Genomic DNA, 17,482 nt, shown 5'->3' on the forward strand with positions numbered 1-17,482 from the left:
GGAGAGATTGCGCTGCTCCCGACACAGGCGTTCGTACTCGTCGGAGCGGTCAAGCCAGTCCACGCTGTTGCCGTCAGACGTGTAGATGTAGTTCTGGATGCCGAGGTCGAGGCCAACGCAGTCCTCAGCATCCACGTCGTCTACGGCGGGTTTCTCGGGGAGCGTGGTGTCTTCGACTTCGAGGCCGAACGTGACGTACCACTCACCCGTCGTCTCTTTCTTCAGCGTCACCTCTTTGATGTCTGCGTTGTCGGGGATGGAACGGTGGTATCGAATGGGGATGTCACCGATTTTGGAGAGCCAGATTGTGGCAGTCCGGCCACTCGTGTTTTTGAGCTCGAAGCCAGACTGCGAATACGTCATACTCTGGTACTCGCTTGGGGACTTCCAGTTGAGCCACCCGACCTTGTGCCCGTTCTGCTTCTTCTCGGAGAGGTTCGAGAGATTGTCGTAGAAGCGTTCGACGGTCTTCTGTAACGCCTTCGAGTGGACTTTGGAGAACACAGGCCACTCGTCTTTCCATTCGGTGAGGCGCTTCTGGTGTTGGTACGCCGAACCGATGTTGTCCTCGTCGGTGTCGAGGACACTGTATTCGTAGCGGGTGTGGTTGTATGCTTGGCGGTGGATGTCGATGTGACGTTCCACTTCCGCAGCCACGCCTGTTCGGTCAGGGTAGGCGCGGAAGCGGTAGTCATACCACATCGCCGTACCTCGATTATCGCTGTGTTGCTAGTTAATGGCTTGTGTCACGGAGTGTCGGCTTCATCCACGGGGTCAAGCCCCGTGGCATTCGCCTCGACAGCGCGTAAATCTTCTATGACACCCTAAACTGCGCCGATCAAGATCTTGCGCCGCATCGCTGTCGAGACACTCACTGCTGCTTGCGAGACAGGATAGCAGAGGACAGGGGAGGAAGCAGGATGGGGGGCTGTCCTCAGTAGGGACCAACGGTCCCTACCACATGAAGGCAACTCGCGCGTCTAATACCTTTCGGTTTTCGCACATTACGGGCCCTTCACGATGGTCGATACAAGGGTGTCATAGAACTCTTCTCACGCCTCGTTGACTGACCTGTGAATCGCTCAGTACAGACTATACACTGACGGAACGTTTCGCTCAGATGCCGAGGCTATCTTTGATTGCCGAGTCGATTTTTGCCATATCTGATGACGGGACGGATCCGATGTTCTTCTTAACACGTCCGTCAATGTCGATAACCCGGATTTGACTTAGGTCTGCCACTGAATCGTGACTGAGGGCAGTATCCGAAGCCAGTACTTCCACCTCGAACGGGTACGTGTCTCCAGATGTGTACTGCGTTGTGAATGGAGCGATGATAGTTGTCGGTGAGTACTGATTCCCAACATCGTTCTGGATAACAACACAGGGCCGGCTCTTTCCGTGCTGCTCACTCCCTTTCGTGGGATTCAATTCAACGATAACAATGTCGCCACGGCGTACCTGCACAGTTGACTCCAGAATTCACTCGCTCCAGTCGGGTGCGTCACCGAGATGCCCAGTTGCTTCTGCGGATGCGTCTTCCATTTCTTCAGCCAACTCACGAGACCGTTCGGCTCTCTTTCGATATCCTTCAGCAAGCCGTTCCTCATCTCTCGGCGGTTTAATTATGATCTCGTCATTCACTTCGACGAATTCAATTTCGTCACCGCCTTCGATGCCACGACGGTCCCGAAGGTCCTTCGGAATCGTCACCTGCCCCCGATCTCCGACTTTCCGTTTGTGTTCGGTCATACCAGTTCATACTTTTTTCATACTAATATAGATATCGGTGGCATGGTCATTCAGTTCGCAAGCGCATTCCATCAGCTGATTCGGCTGTAAATTCACGAAATAAATGTCGTGCCAACTCTTCTATGACACCCTAGAGACATAGTTTGTCAGCCCAGAGTAGAGTACACCTCGAAGACGCCAGAGAGCACTCCCACCCCACTAGTTCCGCTGTTAACGTGAGCGAACATGGAAGGGAGGTATGGATTTGACTCCCACCCCACCGCTTCCGCTGTTAGTGTCCTTCTGGTGGTGAAGTGCGTTCACCCACACACCCCATCGCTTCCGCTGTTAGGACGGAGCAGTAGGCCTAGCGGTGGCTCAATTGAGTGCGCCTCAAAACGTGATACGTGGGAGGCATCTAGGTACGAACAGCGGAAGCAGTGGGGATGAATAGTATATAAATAAGTGGCTACAACGGAAACAACAGAAGTGGTGGTTTTATTTCATCATAGGGGGGCCAACCAGTATGGACGACTTCTCGTTCACGCCAAACGATGCTATCTTCGAGAATCGGGAGGCACTTCTCGAAGAGTGGACGCCGGACAGCCTCGTCGGCCGCGACAAGGAACTCACCCGCTACCACGCCGCCCTCCAGCCGGTGATCAATAACGAGACCCCCTCGAACGTGTTTCTCTACGGGAAAAGTGGCGTTGGCAAGACTGCGGCCACGCGCTATCTCCTTCGTACGCTTGAGCGGGACGCAACCGACGTACCGGAACTCGAACTCACGACGATTGAGGTCAACTGCGACGGGCTGAACACGTCCTACCAAGTCGCCGTTAAGGTGGTCAACGAACTCCGTGAACCGGGCCGGCAGATATCTAATACAGGATACCCGCAGGCGAGTGTGTACGAGTTCCTCTTTGACGAACTCGACGCCTATGGAGGGACAGTACTCATCGTCCTCGACGAAGTCGATCACATCGGCGACGATTCCCTCCTGTACAAGCTTTCGCGGGCTCGCTCGAACGGCGACATTAGCGAGGCGAAGCTCGGCGTCATTGGGATCTCGAACGACTTGGACTTCCGGACGCAACTCTCTTCGAAGGTCCAGTCGTCACTGTGTGAAAAGGAGGTGTCCTTCAGCGCATACGATGCCGACGAGCTCCGACTCGTCCTCGAACAGCGTGAACGGGTCGCTTTCCAAGATACCGTTCTCGAAGACGGGGTGATCGCGATGTGCGCTGCGTATGGAGCGAAAGACTCCGGTGACGCACGGAAGGCTTTGGATCTCCTCTTAGAGGCCGGCGATGTCGCCCGTGAGAGTGGGTCCGACATCGTGACCGAGTCGCACGTCCAGGAAGCTCGTGAGCGCGTTCAGACGGACCAGGTGGTCGAGGGGATACAGAACTACTCGCAGCATGGAAAGCTCGTATTGTACGCACTCACACGGCTTCACGAACGGGGTGACACGCCGGTTCGGACGCGCGAAGTCGTCGAGACGTACCGGTCCGTGGCTCGCTCAGAAGGAGTGAGTCCGGTCTCCGAGCGGTCAGTGCGTGACTATCTGGGCGAGTTGGCACAGTTGGGAATCACAGGCGTGACAGAGCACAACCGGGGGAAGGACGGGGGCAAGTACAACGAGCATCAACTCGAACAGTCCGTGTCGGCGGTTCGGAGTGGGTTGTCGACGCTGTTGGAGTCGGCCTGAGTGAGGATTCGCTTGTGGTACTGAGATGGTGGCGTCCACCCCGTACTAACAGCGGAACCGGTGGGGTGGGTGTGTCGAGTCGCGTCGCGATCGAAGGTTAGTGGGTGGATAGTTCACCGTTCTCCCCTCTCTTCCCACTCCGGACGGGGTGTCGGGGACGGGAGTTCGTCAACCGCCGTTCGGAGTTCGTCCTCTGTCGTCCACGGGAAGCACCGTTCGTTGAGTTCGAATTTGCGGAACTTGTTGAGATGGACCCAACTGTACGTTGCCAGCCCTTTGTCCTCATCTGCCCGGTTGTCGATCACATCCCACACCTCCTGTTCGTCGATGTCGAGGCCGCTCTCTTGGGCGCGATCAACGAGCGACTCGACGTTTGCTTGGACTTCATCCGCCGCCAAATCGTCTGTGAACGCTATCTCGAGGGCGGCTTGAACGACGTGCTGTTTCGAGTCAAGATTCTCGTCAGTCACCCACGCGTAATCACGTGGGAACACGTGCGACTTGTCGAAATACGGTGGGTCATCGATCTCGCCCAATTCAGGCGCCTCCCCACCACTCTCCTTCTCGAAGATACCGACGATGTAGTCGCTGTACGTCGCGAGCAACGAAAACATGATATCGAACGTATTGAGTCGGTCAGTCGGGAGTTCGAGGAGATCACCCATGATGAACGGATAGGCACCGAGCTGCTTCGTGAGTTCGTTCTGGACGGCGCGAAGCCGGCGGATATAGGGGTCGCGATAGCTCCCCAAAATGAAATACGATGTCCGCTGACTCCAGAGATACGGCAATTCACGCTGGGTGAACCGCCAGATTTCCCGTTTCTCTGCAGGCTCAAGTTCGATACCCCCGACGGCCTCGTGAACGACGGTCATAATTTCCCCAGCGTCCGGTGGCGGGCTTGGGTCGGTCATTAGCTGCCAATTCAAATCACATCACCTTGTCTCTTCTGAATTACATTGGTTTTTTCTGAATTAACCAACTTGGATGGCCCTAACTGTTATGTCGCCCTCCCTCGTACCAGCACATATGAGCGAAACCGACACTGGTGCGGCCGATGCAGGGCCGTTCGCAGAACAGCAGCGGCTGTTCACGCTGTTGTCCCAGGATACGCGCCATCTCATCATCCAGGAGCTGCTGGGCCATCCCGCCCATCTGATGTCGCTCGCCGAACTCGAGTATATGACCGGAAAGAGTCAGGCGGCCATCAAAGACCAGTTGGAGACGTTGATCGACGCCGGGCTCCTCGCACGCTACACGTACGACCCAAGCGAGGGGACACGTGATCTCCCCTCTCAGTTCTACGGATTCACAGAGCAGGGGGTCGAGGTCCTCCACGACTACAAGTATCTCCGTGGGCTTCCGGTCGCACGTGCCCTCTACGAAAACACGCGCAAGACCGAGAAAATCGAGCGCCACGAATCGGCCCCTCGCCCGGAGCTTCCCGACGCTGTTGCGGACGCACTCGAGTTCGACGAGCCCGATCTCGACGCCATCGATGGTGGCACAAACCGATAGAGACAATACCGCTTCGAAAAGCCAGCGGCCAGCCGTATCGTCGCTAGCGAGGCCCTGCTGGGATTCGTGATCAAAGAAGAACGCATTTTGCCTACATCTCTGTAGTAGGACTATGGCCCACGAGTGCGACGATTGCGGAGCGTCGTTTGAGACACTCACCCGCCTCCGCCTCCACGACTGTGAGGATGTCCAGTCGGAGACATCCGTTGGCTCGGCTAATCTCGAACAGTCAGAATCCACAGATTCGTCGCCAGCCGACAAACAAAACGCGGCCGTCGCCGAACTCGATACCCTACTCGACCGCTTCTCGGGTGGTGACAGAGCCGCCCTTCACGACGCAGTCACCGAGTTCGAGTCAGCACTCTCGGCTGCGCTTGAGGAAGACGACGGCGGCGAGACATACCGAGACGTGTTCTGGTCGTACCACGAGCGCGTTAGTGACGCCCTTGACGAGGCGGCACGAGCAACCGGGGGGGACTCTCCTCGAGGAGGTCATCAATGCGTACGACCCGACCGCCGACGACGAGCTGCCACTCGTGACACCCACGATCGCGAATGCTGTCGGACGGAATCTGATCCGCACGCGGTTGACCGATGGCGTGTCGGCGATTCCAGTTGTGGCGCTCGAATATCTCGATGGCGTCGCAGTCGCTGCCGGCGATACAGCCGATACCACACAAGAGGAAGTCCACGCGTACGGGTGGGGGATCGGGCATCCCGACCACTCGGTGGCCGACCGTCTCCACTCCCGCGCCTCGGAGGATATCTTCTCCGTCAACCCGACGCTCGAGCACGCGTTCTACGCCGACCAGTACGCGGCGGTCGATCTGCTCGAATCGTTGGTGAGAGACGAATCGATCGACGGGACGTTCTCGCGTCCCGCCCGTGACGATATGCCGTATCGTCGCTACCTTCTCGATTGCGCCTACGGGCTGAAGACGGACGACCACTGGCCGGGGATGCCGCGGTACTACGACTGGCACGAGGAGTTCGACGACACGTTCGAGTTAGACGACACGGTCGAACAGCGCATCCGTGACCTCGTCGAAGAGGCCGGCTTCGACGCCACCCTGCCAAATGACTGGACGTTCCGGGATCTCGGTATCTGAGCGAACCACCCTCACAGAGGATATCAATTTGGTGGAAGAGCGTCATCATAGAGGGTCAAGGCGGAAACCCACCTCTTTAGAGGTGGGAGGAAGCCGACACGCTTGAGACCCTAACCACTGTACTGCGACAGTCCGACTCCCCAATGTATATGAATTAGTAGCTATACATATGAGATATGGAAGTGCGGCGGACTGTCCCAGTTACACTTGACGTGGACAGTCCCGACGCTGTACTTCTCGAAGAGACTATTGACGAGTTCCTCTGGGCAGCGCAGTACGTCACTGACCACGCCTTTCAAGAAGAGTACGTCACCACGAGCAAGGCCACGCTCAATGACGACACCTACGACGACGTTCGGGAGGCCACCAACCTCCACTCGAATCACGTACAGTCAGCCCGCAACAAGGCTGCTGAGGCGTGTAAAAGCGTTGTCGAACGCTGGAAACAGGGAAAGAAGGCGTCCAAACCACACTTCACCAGCCCACACCTCGTGTACGAGTCACGAACAGCCACGTTTCACGACGGCTACGTGAGTCTCGCCACTATAGACGGACGAATCGAGGCTGACTACGTTCTCCCCGAGAACCCGGAGGACACTCCACATCAGCAGTACCTCTTCAACGACGACTTTGAGATCACCAGCGCAGAACTTCACCGGCAACACGGTGAGTGGCAACTTCACATTTGTTGTACAGCAGACGTGGAGAGTGACACGTCGGCACAGGCGACCACCGAGAACGGAACGGTTCTTGGGGTTGACCTCGGCGTGAATCAGCTTGCTGTCGCTAGCACAGGCCGATTCTGGAGTGGTGACGAGTTTGATCACTGGCGCAGAGAGTATGAGAAGCGTCGTGGGGATCTTCACGAACACGGGACACGGTGGGCACATGAGAACATCCAGTCCGTTGGCCGGAAAGAGGAGGGTCGGTTCACACAGACCCTCCACCGTATCAGCAACGAGTTGGTTGAAGAAGCTCGTGAAAACGAGTGTACGGTAATTGCGTTCGAAGACTTGACGGACATTCGGGAACGAACTGGTGCGTCGTGGGGCCACAAGTGGGCGTTCAACCGTCTGTACGAGTACGTTGAGTACAAAGCCGAAGCGTACGAGGTAGCGGTTGAACAGGTGCCCCCAGAGCATACGTCACGACGGTGTTCTGAGTGTGGATTCACCCACCCTGACAACCGGAACGGAACACACTTCGAGTGTCTGAAGTGTAGCTACCAGAACGGCGCTGACTATAACGCAGCGAAAAACATCGGATTGCGGTATCTTCGTCGTAACCAAACTGGGGACGACGGAGGCGCACCCGTAGGCGTGCGCTTGAACAGCGGGACGCTGAACGTGAACGGGGGCTATTCTCCTGCCGAGGAATCGGCCAGAACGGGAGTCCACGCTGAAAGCCCACCCCTTTAGGGGTGGGTTAGCTTACATTCGTCGTCAAGGATTTCAGAACAATCAACGGGGATACTGGTCCACGCGTTCTTCACAACCTCGTACCCAGTCCACCCTTCCATTTGAACCATCCCCACGGTTGCCTCGCAGAATTCAGGCTTGTCAATGAGGTCGTTGTCAAGCAGGATGTAGAGGAGATACGGTGGTCCCACAACATCAATGTCGTACCCGTTGTTATCGATGAGACGCCGAATTGACCGTCTCGCAGCAGAATCAAGAATTGATACGATTTGATACGCCGAACCGTGTTCAGAAAGTTCCTGCTTGAGTGATTGCTCGCCTGCATCTGGTCCATGCGGGCGGGGAACGACAGTTACGCACGACCACGGCGAGGAATCCACGTCTAGATGTTCAAGAACACGTTGGCTCCCTCGTTTCAAGTACTGCTCACGGCTGCCATCAGGCGGGTGTTTGTTCGAGTTGACGTGCTTTTGGAGTTCGTGCTTACAAACCTTTGTCGTTGTAAGATGGATCGCGTCTTTCAGTTGTCCCCACTGAGCGGTGTTCGCAACCGCGATCAAGGAGCTCGTATCAGCCAGTATCGGATAGCGAGCCTCACTCGCCATCGCTGCCCGCCAAGAACTCAGATGAATCTCGTTCCATAGCTGTCTCGAACGAGTCTTTCTCCTCTTTCATCCTATCGAGTTTCTCACCGAGAAGAACACGGGCTACATCCTCACCAATCTCACCACGGCTGTATCGTTCGTACACCGCAATCTCGTCCTGTTCATCCAATGACTGCCGAAGCATTTCGACCAAGCCAACTCGGGCGAGTTCGCTCACGTTGACGCCGCCGATGTGAACCTCATCGAGCAGCTCCGCAGCCTCTTTTTCGGCTCCGGCACGGAACTGAATCGTCTTGTCATAGCTTGATCCGCTCATACACTGAAATTCGGCGTGGAGATGCATATATGTTATGACGCGTACTTACTTGTCATTACAAGTAGTCAAGAACGTAGCACTACCAGACAGGTCACTTCTCTCAAGGGGTACGATATGAGTTAGGAATCGTACAGAACTACATTGCTGACACTACCTGCTATGGATGCGGTACGCAGGACGAAATCATGCCGGTGTATCACTCCATATACACAGAGTAGTATATAAATTATAAATACTTGTACGTAGTAAAACAACGCATGAGTACTGAGAGATCGGACGTTGTCGACCATGACCCGCCGAGTGGTGACGGCGCATCGATTGCCCTCACCCTTCCCGTGAGCGCAGACAATCTGTTTAAGCATGGCGCGAGCCGGTACGTCCTCAATTTCCTCGCAGACTCCCCAGACATCAACGTCTCGATCCGCGCACTCTCGCGTATCACCCCCTTCAGCGAACGCGCAACGCGACAGGCTGTCGACGCACTCGCCGACGCCGGTCTTCTCGAGGTCGAACCTCACGGAAACGCCCACCGCGTACGGATTAATCGGACACGGCTCCACGTCCCGACTGACCCGATCGAGAGCATTCCCCAGGTCCCGTATCGCACGCCTGTCCGCGTCGCGTGTCAGTATCTCAAGAGCGAATTCGAGGAGGTTCTTGGGATCATCCTCTTCGGCAGCGTCGCCCGTGGAGACGCCGATCGACGATCCGACATCGATCTCTGGATACTGGTTGACGACGATCTCTTTGCGGCGCGAGGAGCTGCTAACGAGCTTGCCCGGACGTTAGAGGGGTTACAGATACCACCGACGATCTCGCTCGCTGAAGCCGAGTCTGTTGATTTCGAGACGCATTGGGAGACAATCCGCGAGCGGCTTGAAGCGGAGGACACCAACTGGGCCTCGGCCGAGCGTCACTCATTCGAACTCATTGTCGAGACGCCTGCCTCGATTCTGGGCCAGTCCAACCGCGTTGCTCCTGAGAAATTGTTCGGTGAGGGGATCACCCTCCGCTCGACGAAGACCTTGGAGCGCGTGAAACGTGAGGTGATCACGAATGAGTAACCTGGATCGAATCGCCGAGCGGCTGGCGGCCGCCGAAGATGCCTTCGCACACGCCGATGGACGGCCGAAGTTCGAGCCCGAAGTGAATGCCTCTCGAGACGCCGAGCCAGGTGAAGTAGCGATCCAGAAAGCATGTCGACTCCTCGAGGTGGTCGAGGGGATCGACGATCTCGGAGCGTACTACGGCGCAATCTTGGAACACTCCTTCATCGTGATCGAGCAGACACTCCAAGGGTATCTGTTCGCACGCACGGGCGTCGACGAACGTGAGCTCCGGAACCACACTGCCCCCTACGAGCTGGCCAAAGGGCGGGTTCCGCTCGAAGACCGAACGCTTGATCGACTTGCGGCAGTCTACAGATAGAGCAGGCCGAGTGCCTCGGGGCTTGACCCCGAGGGTGAAGGCCGTACGCTCACTTTCACTTTCACCTCGGTAAGATGGTAGTTAATACACTTAGCGACAAATAGGGTTGTAACGGCCAGAAACCACCCCCAAAGCATGGAATTGAAGACCTCAATTCCTTTGCTGGTCGTTCAGCAGTTTGGAAATGCGACTCCTCTCAAAACCCGCTACGGCGGTGAGACGGGAGTTGTCGGGCCGTGGTGGAGCGGCCGCCCCTCACGGACACATCGGCGTGTTCGGGTGTTAATTCCAGCCGACCCATCTGGGAAGGTCGAGGGGAATTAAATTCGCCTGCGGGCTCGGTGCGGCCCCAAGACGGTGAAGCCTCGGGGCTTGACCCCGAGGTACTTCACGATGACCGAAGAACGAGCCACTACTACGGGACAACAGTGACGACTGCGGCTCAAGCCAACCGGATGCGCGAGGTCGCCATGGCTGTCCACGATCACTTGGTTAGTTTCGACGGCCGTCTTGGGACATTCTGTCGGTGTACTCGCAGCGAATTCTGACCATGACATTGCTCTAGTCAGTCGAGCGACGATCATCGTCGACAAACTGCTCGGCGGTACTGATCGAGAGGGCCGCATTTGCGAACGCGAGGTTCCGACGAAGCGTCTTCCACTCACGAATCCGCTCGGGATCGATCTCTGCTTGTGGACCCCCGGACTCGGCGAGCACCTGATTCGTTTGGCTGACGGCTAACTCTTCAGGGGACTCGACGCCGAATTCAGCCTGATATTCTGTGAGTTGCTCGCGCATGTCCTGAATCCGTGCGACGAGTTCGTCAGTCGAAACGTGCTCGAGAATGTCGGACGCCTGTTCCACGACCAGTGATTCGGGCGAGCGACGATACCGCGTACCGCCGTGCTCGCCGGGTGTCGTTTCGACGAACCCCTCGTCTGCGAGCACGTTCAGATGTTTTCGAGCGGTCTTCGGAGCGGTCCGCGCAGTATCAGCGACCGTATCAGCTGACAGTGGGCTATATGTATGGATAATGACATTCCAGATGCGCTCGTATGGCGTCGTGTTAGACTCCCAGTCCGTCCCGACTGCCTCGTTGATATCTATAAACGTAGCTGGTGGGTGTCAGTCGTTCATGTAGGCACACACGAACTAGAGGAAAATAGTACTTTGACATAGTAGTATAATTCATTCATTGCTCTCGAAAGCTGTGGTCCGTCCACGCAGACCAGTACGTGGCGGTCGATCTGTTCGACGCGCTGGTGAACTACCCTACCCTACTCGCTCACGGCTGACGCCGCTCGCTCCTTGAGGGTAGGGCTTCCTGCTTCTACGACGCGCTTTGCAGACACCGAATGGGTGTCCGCAGGGAGCGCAGTCTCCACAGGCGTATCTTCGGGCCATCCCAGCCCTAATTCAGCAAAGCCTCTCTGCAAGACGTTCATCGCCGCATTCGCGTCACGGTCACATTCAAACCCACACGAGGGACACGAATGCTCTCTAACCCAGATAGGTTTCGCTGTCTCCACGCCACACGACGCACACTCTTTCGTCGTGCCCCGCGCTTCGACTTGAACCACGTGCGTCCCGTACAGCTCGGCTTTATATTCGAGCAGAGTGATGAACTGTCGCCACGCCGCATCCTGCTTGTTCTGGGCGTTGTACGACTGTTCCAGCATCTCCTTCACATCCAAGTTCTCGACGAACACCGCGTCGTACTCGCGGACGAGCCACGTCGTGAGTTTGTGCTGGTAGTCCAGCACCTTCCGCCGGATGTGACGCTTGATTTTCGCAACCTTCAGTCGTTGTTTCTCGTAGCTGTTTGACCCTTCCTCTTTGCGAGAGAGTTTGCGTTGCTTGCGACGGAGTTGTTCGTACTCGTCTCCGAGATCGAGCCAATCTACAGTTTTCCCGTCCGAGGTGTGGATGTAGTTACGGATACCGAGATCGATTCCAACGCTGTTGTTCGTGTTGAGTGCATCTACGCTGGGTTTCTCGGGGAGATCGGCCTCATCGGTTTCGAGACCGAAAGAGACGAACCACTCACCGGTTGTCTCTTTTTTAATCGTGACTTCTTTGATCTCCGCTGTATCTGGGAGTTCGCGGTGGTAGCGGATCGGGATGTCACCGATTTTGGAGAGCCAGAGTGTCGCGTTGCGGCCACTCGTGTTTTTGAGTTCGAAACCGGACTGCGAATACGTCATACTCTGAAACTCCGCTGGCGATTTCCACTTGAGCATCCCGACCTTCTGACCATTCCGTTTCTTCTCAGAGAGATTCGAGAGGTTCTGATAGAACCGCGTGACGGTTCGCTGGAGTGCTTTCGAGTGAACCTCTGTGAACACGGAAAACTCGTCTTTCCAGTCGGTGAGACGGTCGTGATGCTTGTACGCCGACCCAACGTTGTCGGCGTCGTTGTGATTCGTGTACTCGTACCGCGTGAAGTTGTACGCTTGGCGATGAACGTCGATGTGCTGTTCGACAGTCTCCGCCACCTTTTGTGTCGGATAGGCGTGGTAGCGGTGACTGTATTCCATCGCTGTCCCTCAGTTTGGGATATGTTTATTTAATGGTTTGTACTGCGTGCGGCGATTCATCCCCTCCCTACTCGCTCCCGATAGTCGCTCCTTGAGGAAGGGGCATTCTCGCCTCAATTCTGGTAAAGCACAGTATCCCGACCCAGCGTCGCGGTGCCGTGGAAACCCCGGCGCCTCAGCGCGAGGAGGGAGTCACTCTTGGAGTACCCAATACGCCAAGTCGAGCGCCTCGCGGAGGATGACGCCAGCAGCGAACACGTACACGGCTTCTAATGGAAGCGGGAGTACATCGATCGTCGCGACAGCCGCCGACATGATGATCCCCATCCCCACCCACGCGACCGCGAACTGCCGGTCCGCGCTCGTCGATTGCGTGCCCAGCCGAGCCATACCGACTCTTCAGACGACGCTACCAAAAAATGTCGCTCGTCAGTGTGGGGGCAGGCCACCAGCTCACGGAGGACATGGCCGATAGCACGGAGCCACGGTGACTGGGTGGCCATTCGTGTCGACGTATTTGAATGAGGAACGTATTTTGCCCACATCCCTGTAGGAGGACTATGCCTCACGACTGCGATGATTGCGGAGCGTCGTTCGAGACACTCACCCGTCTCCGCCTCCACGACTGCGAGGATGTCCAGTCAGAGACATCCGGTGGTTCGGCGAACCTCGGACAGTCACAATCCACAGGTTCGTCGCCAGCCGACAGACGAAACAGATCCGTCGCCGAGCTTGATACCCTACTCAACCGCTTCTCGGAGGGTGACAGAGACGCCCTTCACGACGCAGTCGGCGAGTTCGAGTCGGCGCTCTCGGCTGCACTCGAGGAAGACACCAGTGGCGACACATACCGAGACGTGTTCTGGCCGTACCACGAGCGCGTTGGTGAAGCCCTTGACGAGGCGGCGCAAGCAGCTGGCTGGAGTTTTCTTGAGGAGGTCATCGATGCGTACGACCCGACCGCGGACGACGAGCTGCCGCTTGTGACGCCCACGATCGCGAATGCTGTGGGACGGAATCTGATCCGGACGCGGGTAACCGAGAGTGTGGAGGCGATTCCAGTTGCGGCGCTCGAGTACCTCGATGGCGTCGCAGTCAACGCCGCCGATACGGCCGATACTGCGCGGGAAGAAGTCCACGCGTACGGGTGGGGAATCGGGCATCCTGACCACTCGGTGGCCGACCGTCTCCACGCCCGCGCCTCGGAGGACATCTTCTCGGTTACTCCGACACTCGAACACGCGTTCTACGCCGACCAGTACGCGGCGGTCGATCTCCTCGAAACGTTGGTGAGAGACGAGTCGATCGACGGAACGCTCCCTCGCATCAGCCGTGACGATATGCCGTATCGTCGCTACCTGCTCGATTGCGCCTACGGGCTGAAGACGGACGACCACTGGCCAGGGATGCCGCGGTACTACGACTGGCACGAGGAATTCGACTACACGTTTAAATCAGACGACACGGTCGAACAGCGCATCCGCGACCTCGTCGAAGAGGCCGGCTTCGACGCCGACCTGCCGAACGACTGGACGTTCCGCGATCTCGGCGTTTGAGCGGACCTCCCTCACGCTTTACAGAGAACCGGGGAGAACGCATCGCGTTCAGTGCGGAGAGGACATCATCGTCGTTTGTCGGGTGCTCGTACCGCGGCTTGACGTGGCTACCAGTTCAGTCAACAATAACGAAGCGGTTTTTCGTGAGTGCCTTGACCACGTCGCGCCCGGAGAAATCGCGTGACGGCATTCGATTCACTACATGAAATCGGGGAGGCCATCGTGCTCATCACGACCCTGCGCTACCTCATCCGGATCGATACCGAGCTCCTCGAGTACTTCCTCCTCTTGCTCCCGTGTATCGATCGATTCGCCGATCTCTCCCTTGTGGAGCGCGACTGCCTCGTCGAGGTTGTCGAGGGCGTCCTGTCTCTTCTCACCTTGGCTCGCAACACCCGTCTCCTCGTCACGGGCGACCCACCAGCCGTCGTCCGCCTGCGTGAGCGTGATGGTTCGCCCACTCTGCGGATCGTCGTTCGTACTCGTGTCAGTGCTCATTACCAGCGTATTACCTGAGTAGTGTGATAACCATTCGGCCGGTAAACAAGTCGTTATCGATGGTCGTTGAGGGTCGTTGGTGATGGGCTCGACGGCTGTCTCCCTCACGCACGACGAGGTCAGTGACGCTCGCAGCTAGGACGCGAACGGCTACGTCCACCGAGTCCGGTCGCTGCTCAAGGAGTGAGATGCGAACGGGACGTGGACACGCTCGCCAATGTCGACCGGGCGACACAGCTCGGACGGGAGTCGTCGGGCTAGCGATCGTCGAGATACGCCCGGACGTACGGATGGAGATTCTCGAACGGCGGCTGGAAGACTTGGAAGGCGCTGTGCTGGTCGTCGCCACCGATCTCGGGATCGTCGCGTTCGAAATGACACCGGTAGCCGGTCGCGAGGTAGTGTTTCGAGTCGACGCCGTCGACATCGGCCGTCTCGTAGCAATGTTCGTACGTTCCGAGACACTCGTCGATCACGACGGCTTCTCCGAGTTCCTCACTGGCCACGCGGTGGACAGCCTCAGTCCGAGATTCGTTTTTGTGTACCGTGCCGCCGGGCACGAACCACTCGCCTTTCGCGGGGTCGTTCTCGCGTTTCCCGAGGAGCACGCCGCCGTTGTGTTCGATCACGAGGTCGACCGAGACGAGCGAGACGTTCGCGACGATCGTCCGCCACTCGGCGTCGGGGATCCATCGATCGCGTTCGCCGGGCGTGGAATTCCGGGGGTCGCTCACCACGTCAACCCCTCGTACACGATCCCGTCACGGCGGTCGATCGCCCGCCGGCCGTCGACGACCACGGGCGTCCGCATGGCGTTGAACTCCTCGTCGAGGCCGGTGATCGCTTCCCAGTCAGTCACGACGAGGGCGGCAGCCGCCTCGGACAGCGCTGCGTCTGGCGTGTCGACGTACTCGACATCTGGGAACCGCTCGCGCATGTTCTCGATCGCGACCGGATCGTAGGCGACGATCTCGGCGCCGCGCGCTTGGAGCCCCTCGATGACGGGGATCGCCCGGCTGTTGCGGATGTCGTCTGTGCCTAGTTTGAATGCGAGGCCGAGCACCGCCACCCGCTTGGCGGCGACGTCGACGTCGACGTGGTCGTCCATCAACGAGAGCAGCCGGGTGGGTTGGCGATCATTCACCGCGGTCGCGGCATCAAGCATCGCTGGCTCATGTCCTGTGGGGCAACGAAGACCGGGACCGCGGCGTCTCGGTCAGCAAAGCCTTTGACATCTGTCGTGATGATCGCCATCCCTTCGGACGCGGCGTACGCCACGATCGCGTCATCGGTCGCTTCTGGGCCAGGTGCGGCGATCTCCCGCGAGTACTCGACATCGTGACCGTCACCACGGAGTGCGGAGACGTACTCTTCAGGCACGTTCACGTCGGCAAGAGTCCGGCTCACGACTCCGCGGCATCCTCAGTCGACTCGGCAGTCTCACCGCGGCGTTCGTCGACGAGCTTGCGTGTTTGGCGCTCGCCGTCGCGACGCGTCCGTTCGGCCGCCCGCTCAGCGTCCTCGAACGCGTCGCGGTGTTCGCGAGGGGATTTCGCGCCGTAGCGGTGATATCGACATGCTCGTCACGATCAAGTTGGAGTGTTTTCCCACCCGTATTTGCGAAGTCCTGCTCAAAAGCAATCCGAGAGAGTTTCGTTTTGAAAATCCTCTTTCGTGTATCTCTACACGGTTTCACGCCGAATTTGAGCGCTGGAAACAGCACGGTTGACGCAGCACGGCAGACCGGTTTCGCCTCAGCTGTCTGGACCATCTGTTGTTTGACACGGCCTAGCGTGAAAATCAGCAACTACTGTTTACGGCGAGGAGGATGTCACTGGTACGATTCACACACCCGCGACACGCCCTCTTCGAAGCTGATTGTTGGCTCCCACCCGGTGGCTTCATGGAGCTTTGAGTAATCCGCCATCGTGTCGTGAACGTACTCGGCAAGCGGATTCTCGATGTATTTTGGCTTGATGTCGGTTCCGAGCTCGTCGTTGATCAACTCAATCATCTCGTTGAACGAGTAGCTTGCTTCGGTGCCGACGTTGTAGATGCCCTGTAGTTCGTGATCGGCGGCAAGTTCACAGGCGCGGACGACGTCGTCAACGTGGGTGAAGTCTCGCGTCTGGGTGCCGTCGCCGAACAGCTCTGGGCGTTCCCCGTTCGCGATCTTGTCGGTGAACTGCGCGACCGTATTGGCGAACTCGCCTTTGTGTTCTTCGGCGCCACCGAAGCCCTGATAGACTGAGAAAAAACGCATGCCCGCCAGCGTCATCTCGTGGAAGTTGTGGAAGTACTCTGCGTACCGCTCACGGGCGAGTTTCGAGGCTTCATACCCGGTCCGGGCTTTCACCGACATTGTTTCCGGTGACGGTTCGGTCCGATCACCGTAGATCGACGAGGTGGTCGCATAGACAACGGTGTCACAGCCATCCTGGCGGGCCTGTTCGATCGTGTTCACGAACCCTTCGACGTTGACGCGGGCGCCCTTGGCGGGATTTTCTTCGTGCATCTTGTACGAGGACAGCGCCGCGAGGTGGAACACGACATCAACGTCGGTGGGGAGATCGTCGTCAATGACCGAGGCGTCAACGAACTCAACATCATCGTTGAGGTTGTCAGGTGTTCCAAGGTAGCAGTCGTCAACGGCGATGACCTCGTTGTCTGCTGCGAGATGGTTAGCGAGATTCGAGCCGATGAACCCTGCCCCGCCCGTGACGAGGACGCGTTGATTGTCCATATGGAATACCGCTCATTGATTCAGTGAAAGCCTTGTGATATTGAAAGAACTAGGAGACAGTCGCGTACACCGAGTGGTAAAAGCGTTGGGTGATGATCCCGGGCGTGGTCCGATGTGTAACCACTCCGTTGAGTGTTCGAGAAGGGGATTCAAGCTATCACGCTCTTCAGTAGACTGGCGGAACTAGGAGCATTAGTGCCTCTGGCCCGGCAAAAACGGGTATGTATGAAGACCGTCCTGCCTTCGGCCAGAGGCTATCAGAACTTGCGGAACTTGGGGTAATAGAATTTCGGGCCGAGCCGCTCGACGCCA

At 57.5% G+C, this 17,482-nt stretch carries 19 protein-coding genes and 2 pseudogenes; 7 read left to right on the forward strand and 14 right to left on the reverse strand.

Annotated features, from left to right (window positions below; all coding sequences use genetic code 11):
• From B9H04_RS14810 to B9H04_RS14820, 3 genes are all read right to left on the reverse strand, one after another.
• On the reverse strand, positions 1-702 hold a 702-nt coding region (locus B9H04_RS14810), incomplete at its 3' end, for an RNA-guided endonuclease InsQ/TnpB family protein (RefSeq protein ID WP_139835114.1).
• A gap of 414 nt (positions 703-1,116) precedes the next feature.
• The gene (locus B9H04_RS14815; protein WP_080508743.1) at positions 1,117-1,467 is read right to left on the reverse strand and encodes a type II toxin-antitoxin system PemK/MazF family toxin; all 351 of its coding nucleotides are present in this window, start codon (positions 1,465-1,467) and stop codon (positions 1,117-1,119) included.
• A gap of 15 nt (positions 1,468-1,482) precedes the next feature.
• Positions 1,483-1,752: an AbrB/MazE/SpoVT family DNA-binding domain-containing protein gene (locus tag B9H04_RS14820; RefSeq protein WP_080508744.1), complete on the reverse strand. Its 270-nt coding sequence runs from the start codon at positions 1,750-1,752 to the stop codon at positions 1,483-1,485.
• 505 nt (positions 1,753-2,257) lie between these two features.
• Between B9H04_RS14820 and B9H04_RS14825 the strand changes: the two genes are divergently transcribed.
• Positions 2,258-3,442, forward strand: a complete 1,185-nt coding sequence (locus B9H04_RS14825) for an orc1/cdc6 family replication initiation protein (protein WP_049933412.1) — start codon at positions 2,258-2,260, stop codon at positions 3,440-3,442.
• A gap of 113 nt (positions 3,443-3,555) precedes the next feature.
• Here the strand turns inward: B9H04_RS14825 and B9H04_RS14830 are convergent, their stop codons facing one another.
• Positions 3,556-4,356: a hypothetical protein gene (locus tag B9H04_RS14830; protein ID WP_049933414.1), complete on the reverse strand. Its 801-nt coding sequence runs from the start codon at positions 4,354-4,356 to the stop codon at positions 3,556-3,558.
• 115 nt (positions 4,357-4,471) lie between these two features.
• Here B9H04_RS14830 and B9H04_RS14835 point away from each other — a divergent pair, with 115 nt between their 5' ends.
• From B9H04_RS14835 to B9H04_RS14845, 3 genes and pseudogenes are all read left to right on the forward strand, one after another.
• Complete coding sequence (locus B9H04_RS14835; protein WP_049933415.1) at positions 4,472-4,960, forward strand: hypothetical protein; 489 nt, start codon at positions 4,472-4,474, stop codon at positions 4,958-4,960.
• A 112-nt stretch (positions 4,961-5,072) separates the two neighbouring features.
• Positions 5,073-6,069: pseudogene (locus tag B9H04_RS14840) on the forward strand (hypothetical protein).
• Positions 6,070-6,245: 176 nt separating this feature from the next.
• The gene (locus B9H04_RS14845; protein ID WP_049933416.1) at positions 6,246-7,487 is read left to right on the forward strand and encodes an RNA-guided endonuclease InsQ/TnpB family protein; all 1,242 of its coding nucleotides are present in this window, start codon (positions 6,246-6,248) and stop codon (positions 7,485-7,487) included.
• On the opposite strand, the gene B9H04_RS14850 is transcribed toward B9H04_RS14845, so the two are convergent.
• Together B9H04_RS14850 and B9H04_RS14855 are read right to left on the reverse strand one after the other, a co-directional pair.
• Positions 7,484-8,092, reverse strand: a complete 609-nt coding sequence (locus B9H04_RS14850) for a hypothetical protein (protein WP_049933417.1) — start codon at positions 8,090-8,092, stop codon at positions 7,484-7,486. The two genes, B9H04_RS14845 and B9H04_RS14850, sit on opposite strands and share 4 nt — an antisense overlap.
• Positions 8,082-8,408: a hypothetical protein gene (locus tag B9H04_RS14855; protein WP_049933419.1), complete on the reverse strand. Its 327-nt coding sequence runs from the start codon at positions 8,406-8,408 to the stop codon at positions 8,082-8,084. Before B9H04_RS14855 ends, B9H04_RS14850 begins: the two co-directional genes overlap by 11 nt.
• Positions 8,409-8,665: 257 nt before the next feature.
• Between B9H04_RS14855 and B9H04_RS14860 the strand changes: the two genes are divergently transcribed.
• Both B9H04_RS14860 and B9H04_RS14865 read left to right on the forward strand, forming a co-directional pair.
• Positions 8,666-9,472, forward strand: a complete 807-nt coding sequence (locus B9H04_RS14860) for a nucleotidyltransferase domain-containing protein (RefSeq protein WP_049933421.1) — start codon at positions 8,666-8,668, stop codon at positions 9,470-9,472.
• Positions 9,465-9,836 carry a hypothetical protein gene (locus B9H04_RS14865; RefSeq protein ID WP_049933423.1) on the forward strand — a complete coding sequence of 124 codons (372 nt, stop codon included), beginning with the start codon at positions 9,465-9,467 and terminating at the stop codon, positions 9,834-9,836. The genes B9H04_RS14860 and B9H04_RS14865 overlap by 8 nt, the downstream gene beginning before the upstream one ends.
• A 561-nt stretch (positions 9,837-10,397) precedes the next feature.
• Here B9H04_RS14865 and B9H04_RS14870 read toward each other — a convergent pair.
• The 3 genes from B9H04_RS14870 to B9H04_RS14880 form a co-directional block, all read right to left on the reverse strand.
• A complete protein-coding gene (locus tag B9H04_RS14870) occupies positions 10,398-10,943 on the reverse strand; it encodes a DUF7342 family protein (protein WP_394296323.1) in 546 nt (181 codons plus the stop codon).
• A gap of 170 nt (positions 10,944-11,113) precedes the next feature.
• Positions 11,114-12,373, reverse strand: coding sequence for an RNA-guided endonuclease InsQ/TnpB family protein (locus B9H04_RS14875; protein ID WP_085682829.1), 1,260 nt, complete (start codon positions 12,371-12,373; stop codon positions 11,114-11,116).
• A 192-nt stretch (positions 12,374-12,565) separates the two neighbouring features.
• Positions 12,566-12,763, reverse strand: coding sequence for a hypothetical protein (locus B9H04_RS14880; RefSeq protein ID WP_049933456.1), 198 nt, complete (start codon positions 12,761-12,763; stop codon positions 12,566-12,568).
• Positions 12,764-12,933: 170 nt separating this feature from the next.
• On the opposite strand from B9H04_RS14880, the gene B9H04_RS14885 reads away from it, so the two are divergent.
• Complete coding sequence (locus B9H04_RS14885; RefSeq protein ID WP_049933457.1) at positions 12,934-13,929, forward strand: hypothetical protein; 996 nt, start codon at positions 12,934-12,936, stop codon at positions 13,927-13,929.
• 198 nt (positions 13,930-14,127) lie between these two features.
• On the opposite strand, the gene B9H04_RS14890 is transcribed toward B9H04_RS14885, so the two are convergent.
• The 5 genes and pseudogenes from B9H04_RS14890 to B9H04_RS14915 form a co-directional block, all read right to left on the reverse strand.
• The gene (locus B9H04_RS14890; protein ID WP_049933459.1) at positions 14,128-14,427 is read right to left on the reverse strand and encodes a type II toxin-antitoxin system HicB family antitoxin; all 300 of its coding nucleotides are present in this window, start codon (positions 14,425-14,427) and stop codon (positions 14,128-14,130) included.
• Positions 14,428-14,684: 257 nt separating this feature from the next.
• Positions 14,685-15,164 carry an NUDIX domain-containing protein gene (locus B9H04_RS14895; protein WP_080508758.1) on the reverse strand — a complete coding sequence of 160 codons (480 nt, stop codon included), beginning with the start codon at positions 15,162-15,164 and terminating at the stop codon, positions 14,685-14,687.
• Positions 15,158-15,607 (reverse strand): annotated as a pseudogene (locus tag B9H04_RS14900) (UDP binding domain-containing protein); the annotation flags it as partial. The pseudogene B9H04_RS14900 and the gene B9H04_RS14895, both read right to left, overlap by 7 nt.
• A complete protein-coding gene (locus tag B9H04_RS14905; RefSeq protein WP_049933462.1) occupies positions 15,568-15,834 on the reverse strand; it encodes a DUF5615 family PIN-like protein in 267 nt (88 codons plus the stop codon). The pseudogene B9H04_RS14900 and the gene B9H04_RS14905, both read right to left, overlap by 40 nt.
• Before the next feature lie 424 nt (positions 15,835-16,258).
• Complete coding sequence (locus B9H04_RS14915) at positions 16,259-17,170, reverse strand: NAD-dependent epimerase/dehydratase family protein (RefSeq protein ID WP_049933464.1); 912 nt, start codon at positions 17,168-17,170, stop codon at positions 16,259-16,261.
• Positions 17,171-17,482: the final 312 nt, after the last annotated feature.

It is taken from the genome of Halorubrum ezzemoulense DSM 17463 (assembly GCF_002114285.1).
Lineage (GTDB): Archaea > Halobacteriota > Halobacteria > Halobacteriales > Haloferacaceae > Halorubrum > Halorubrum ezzemoulense.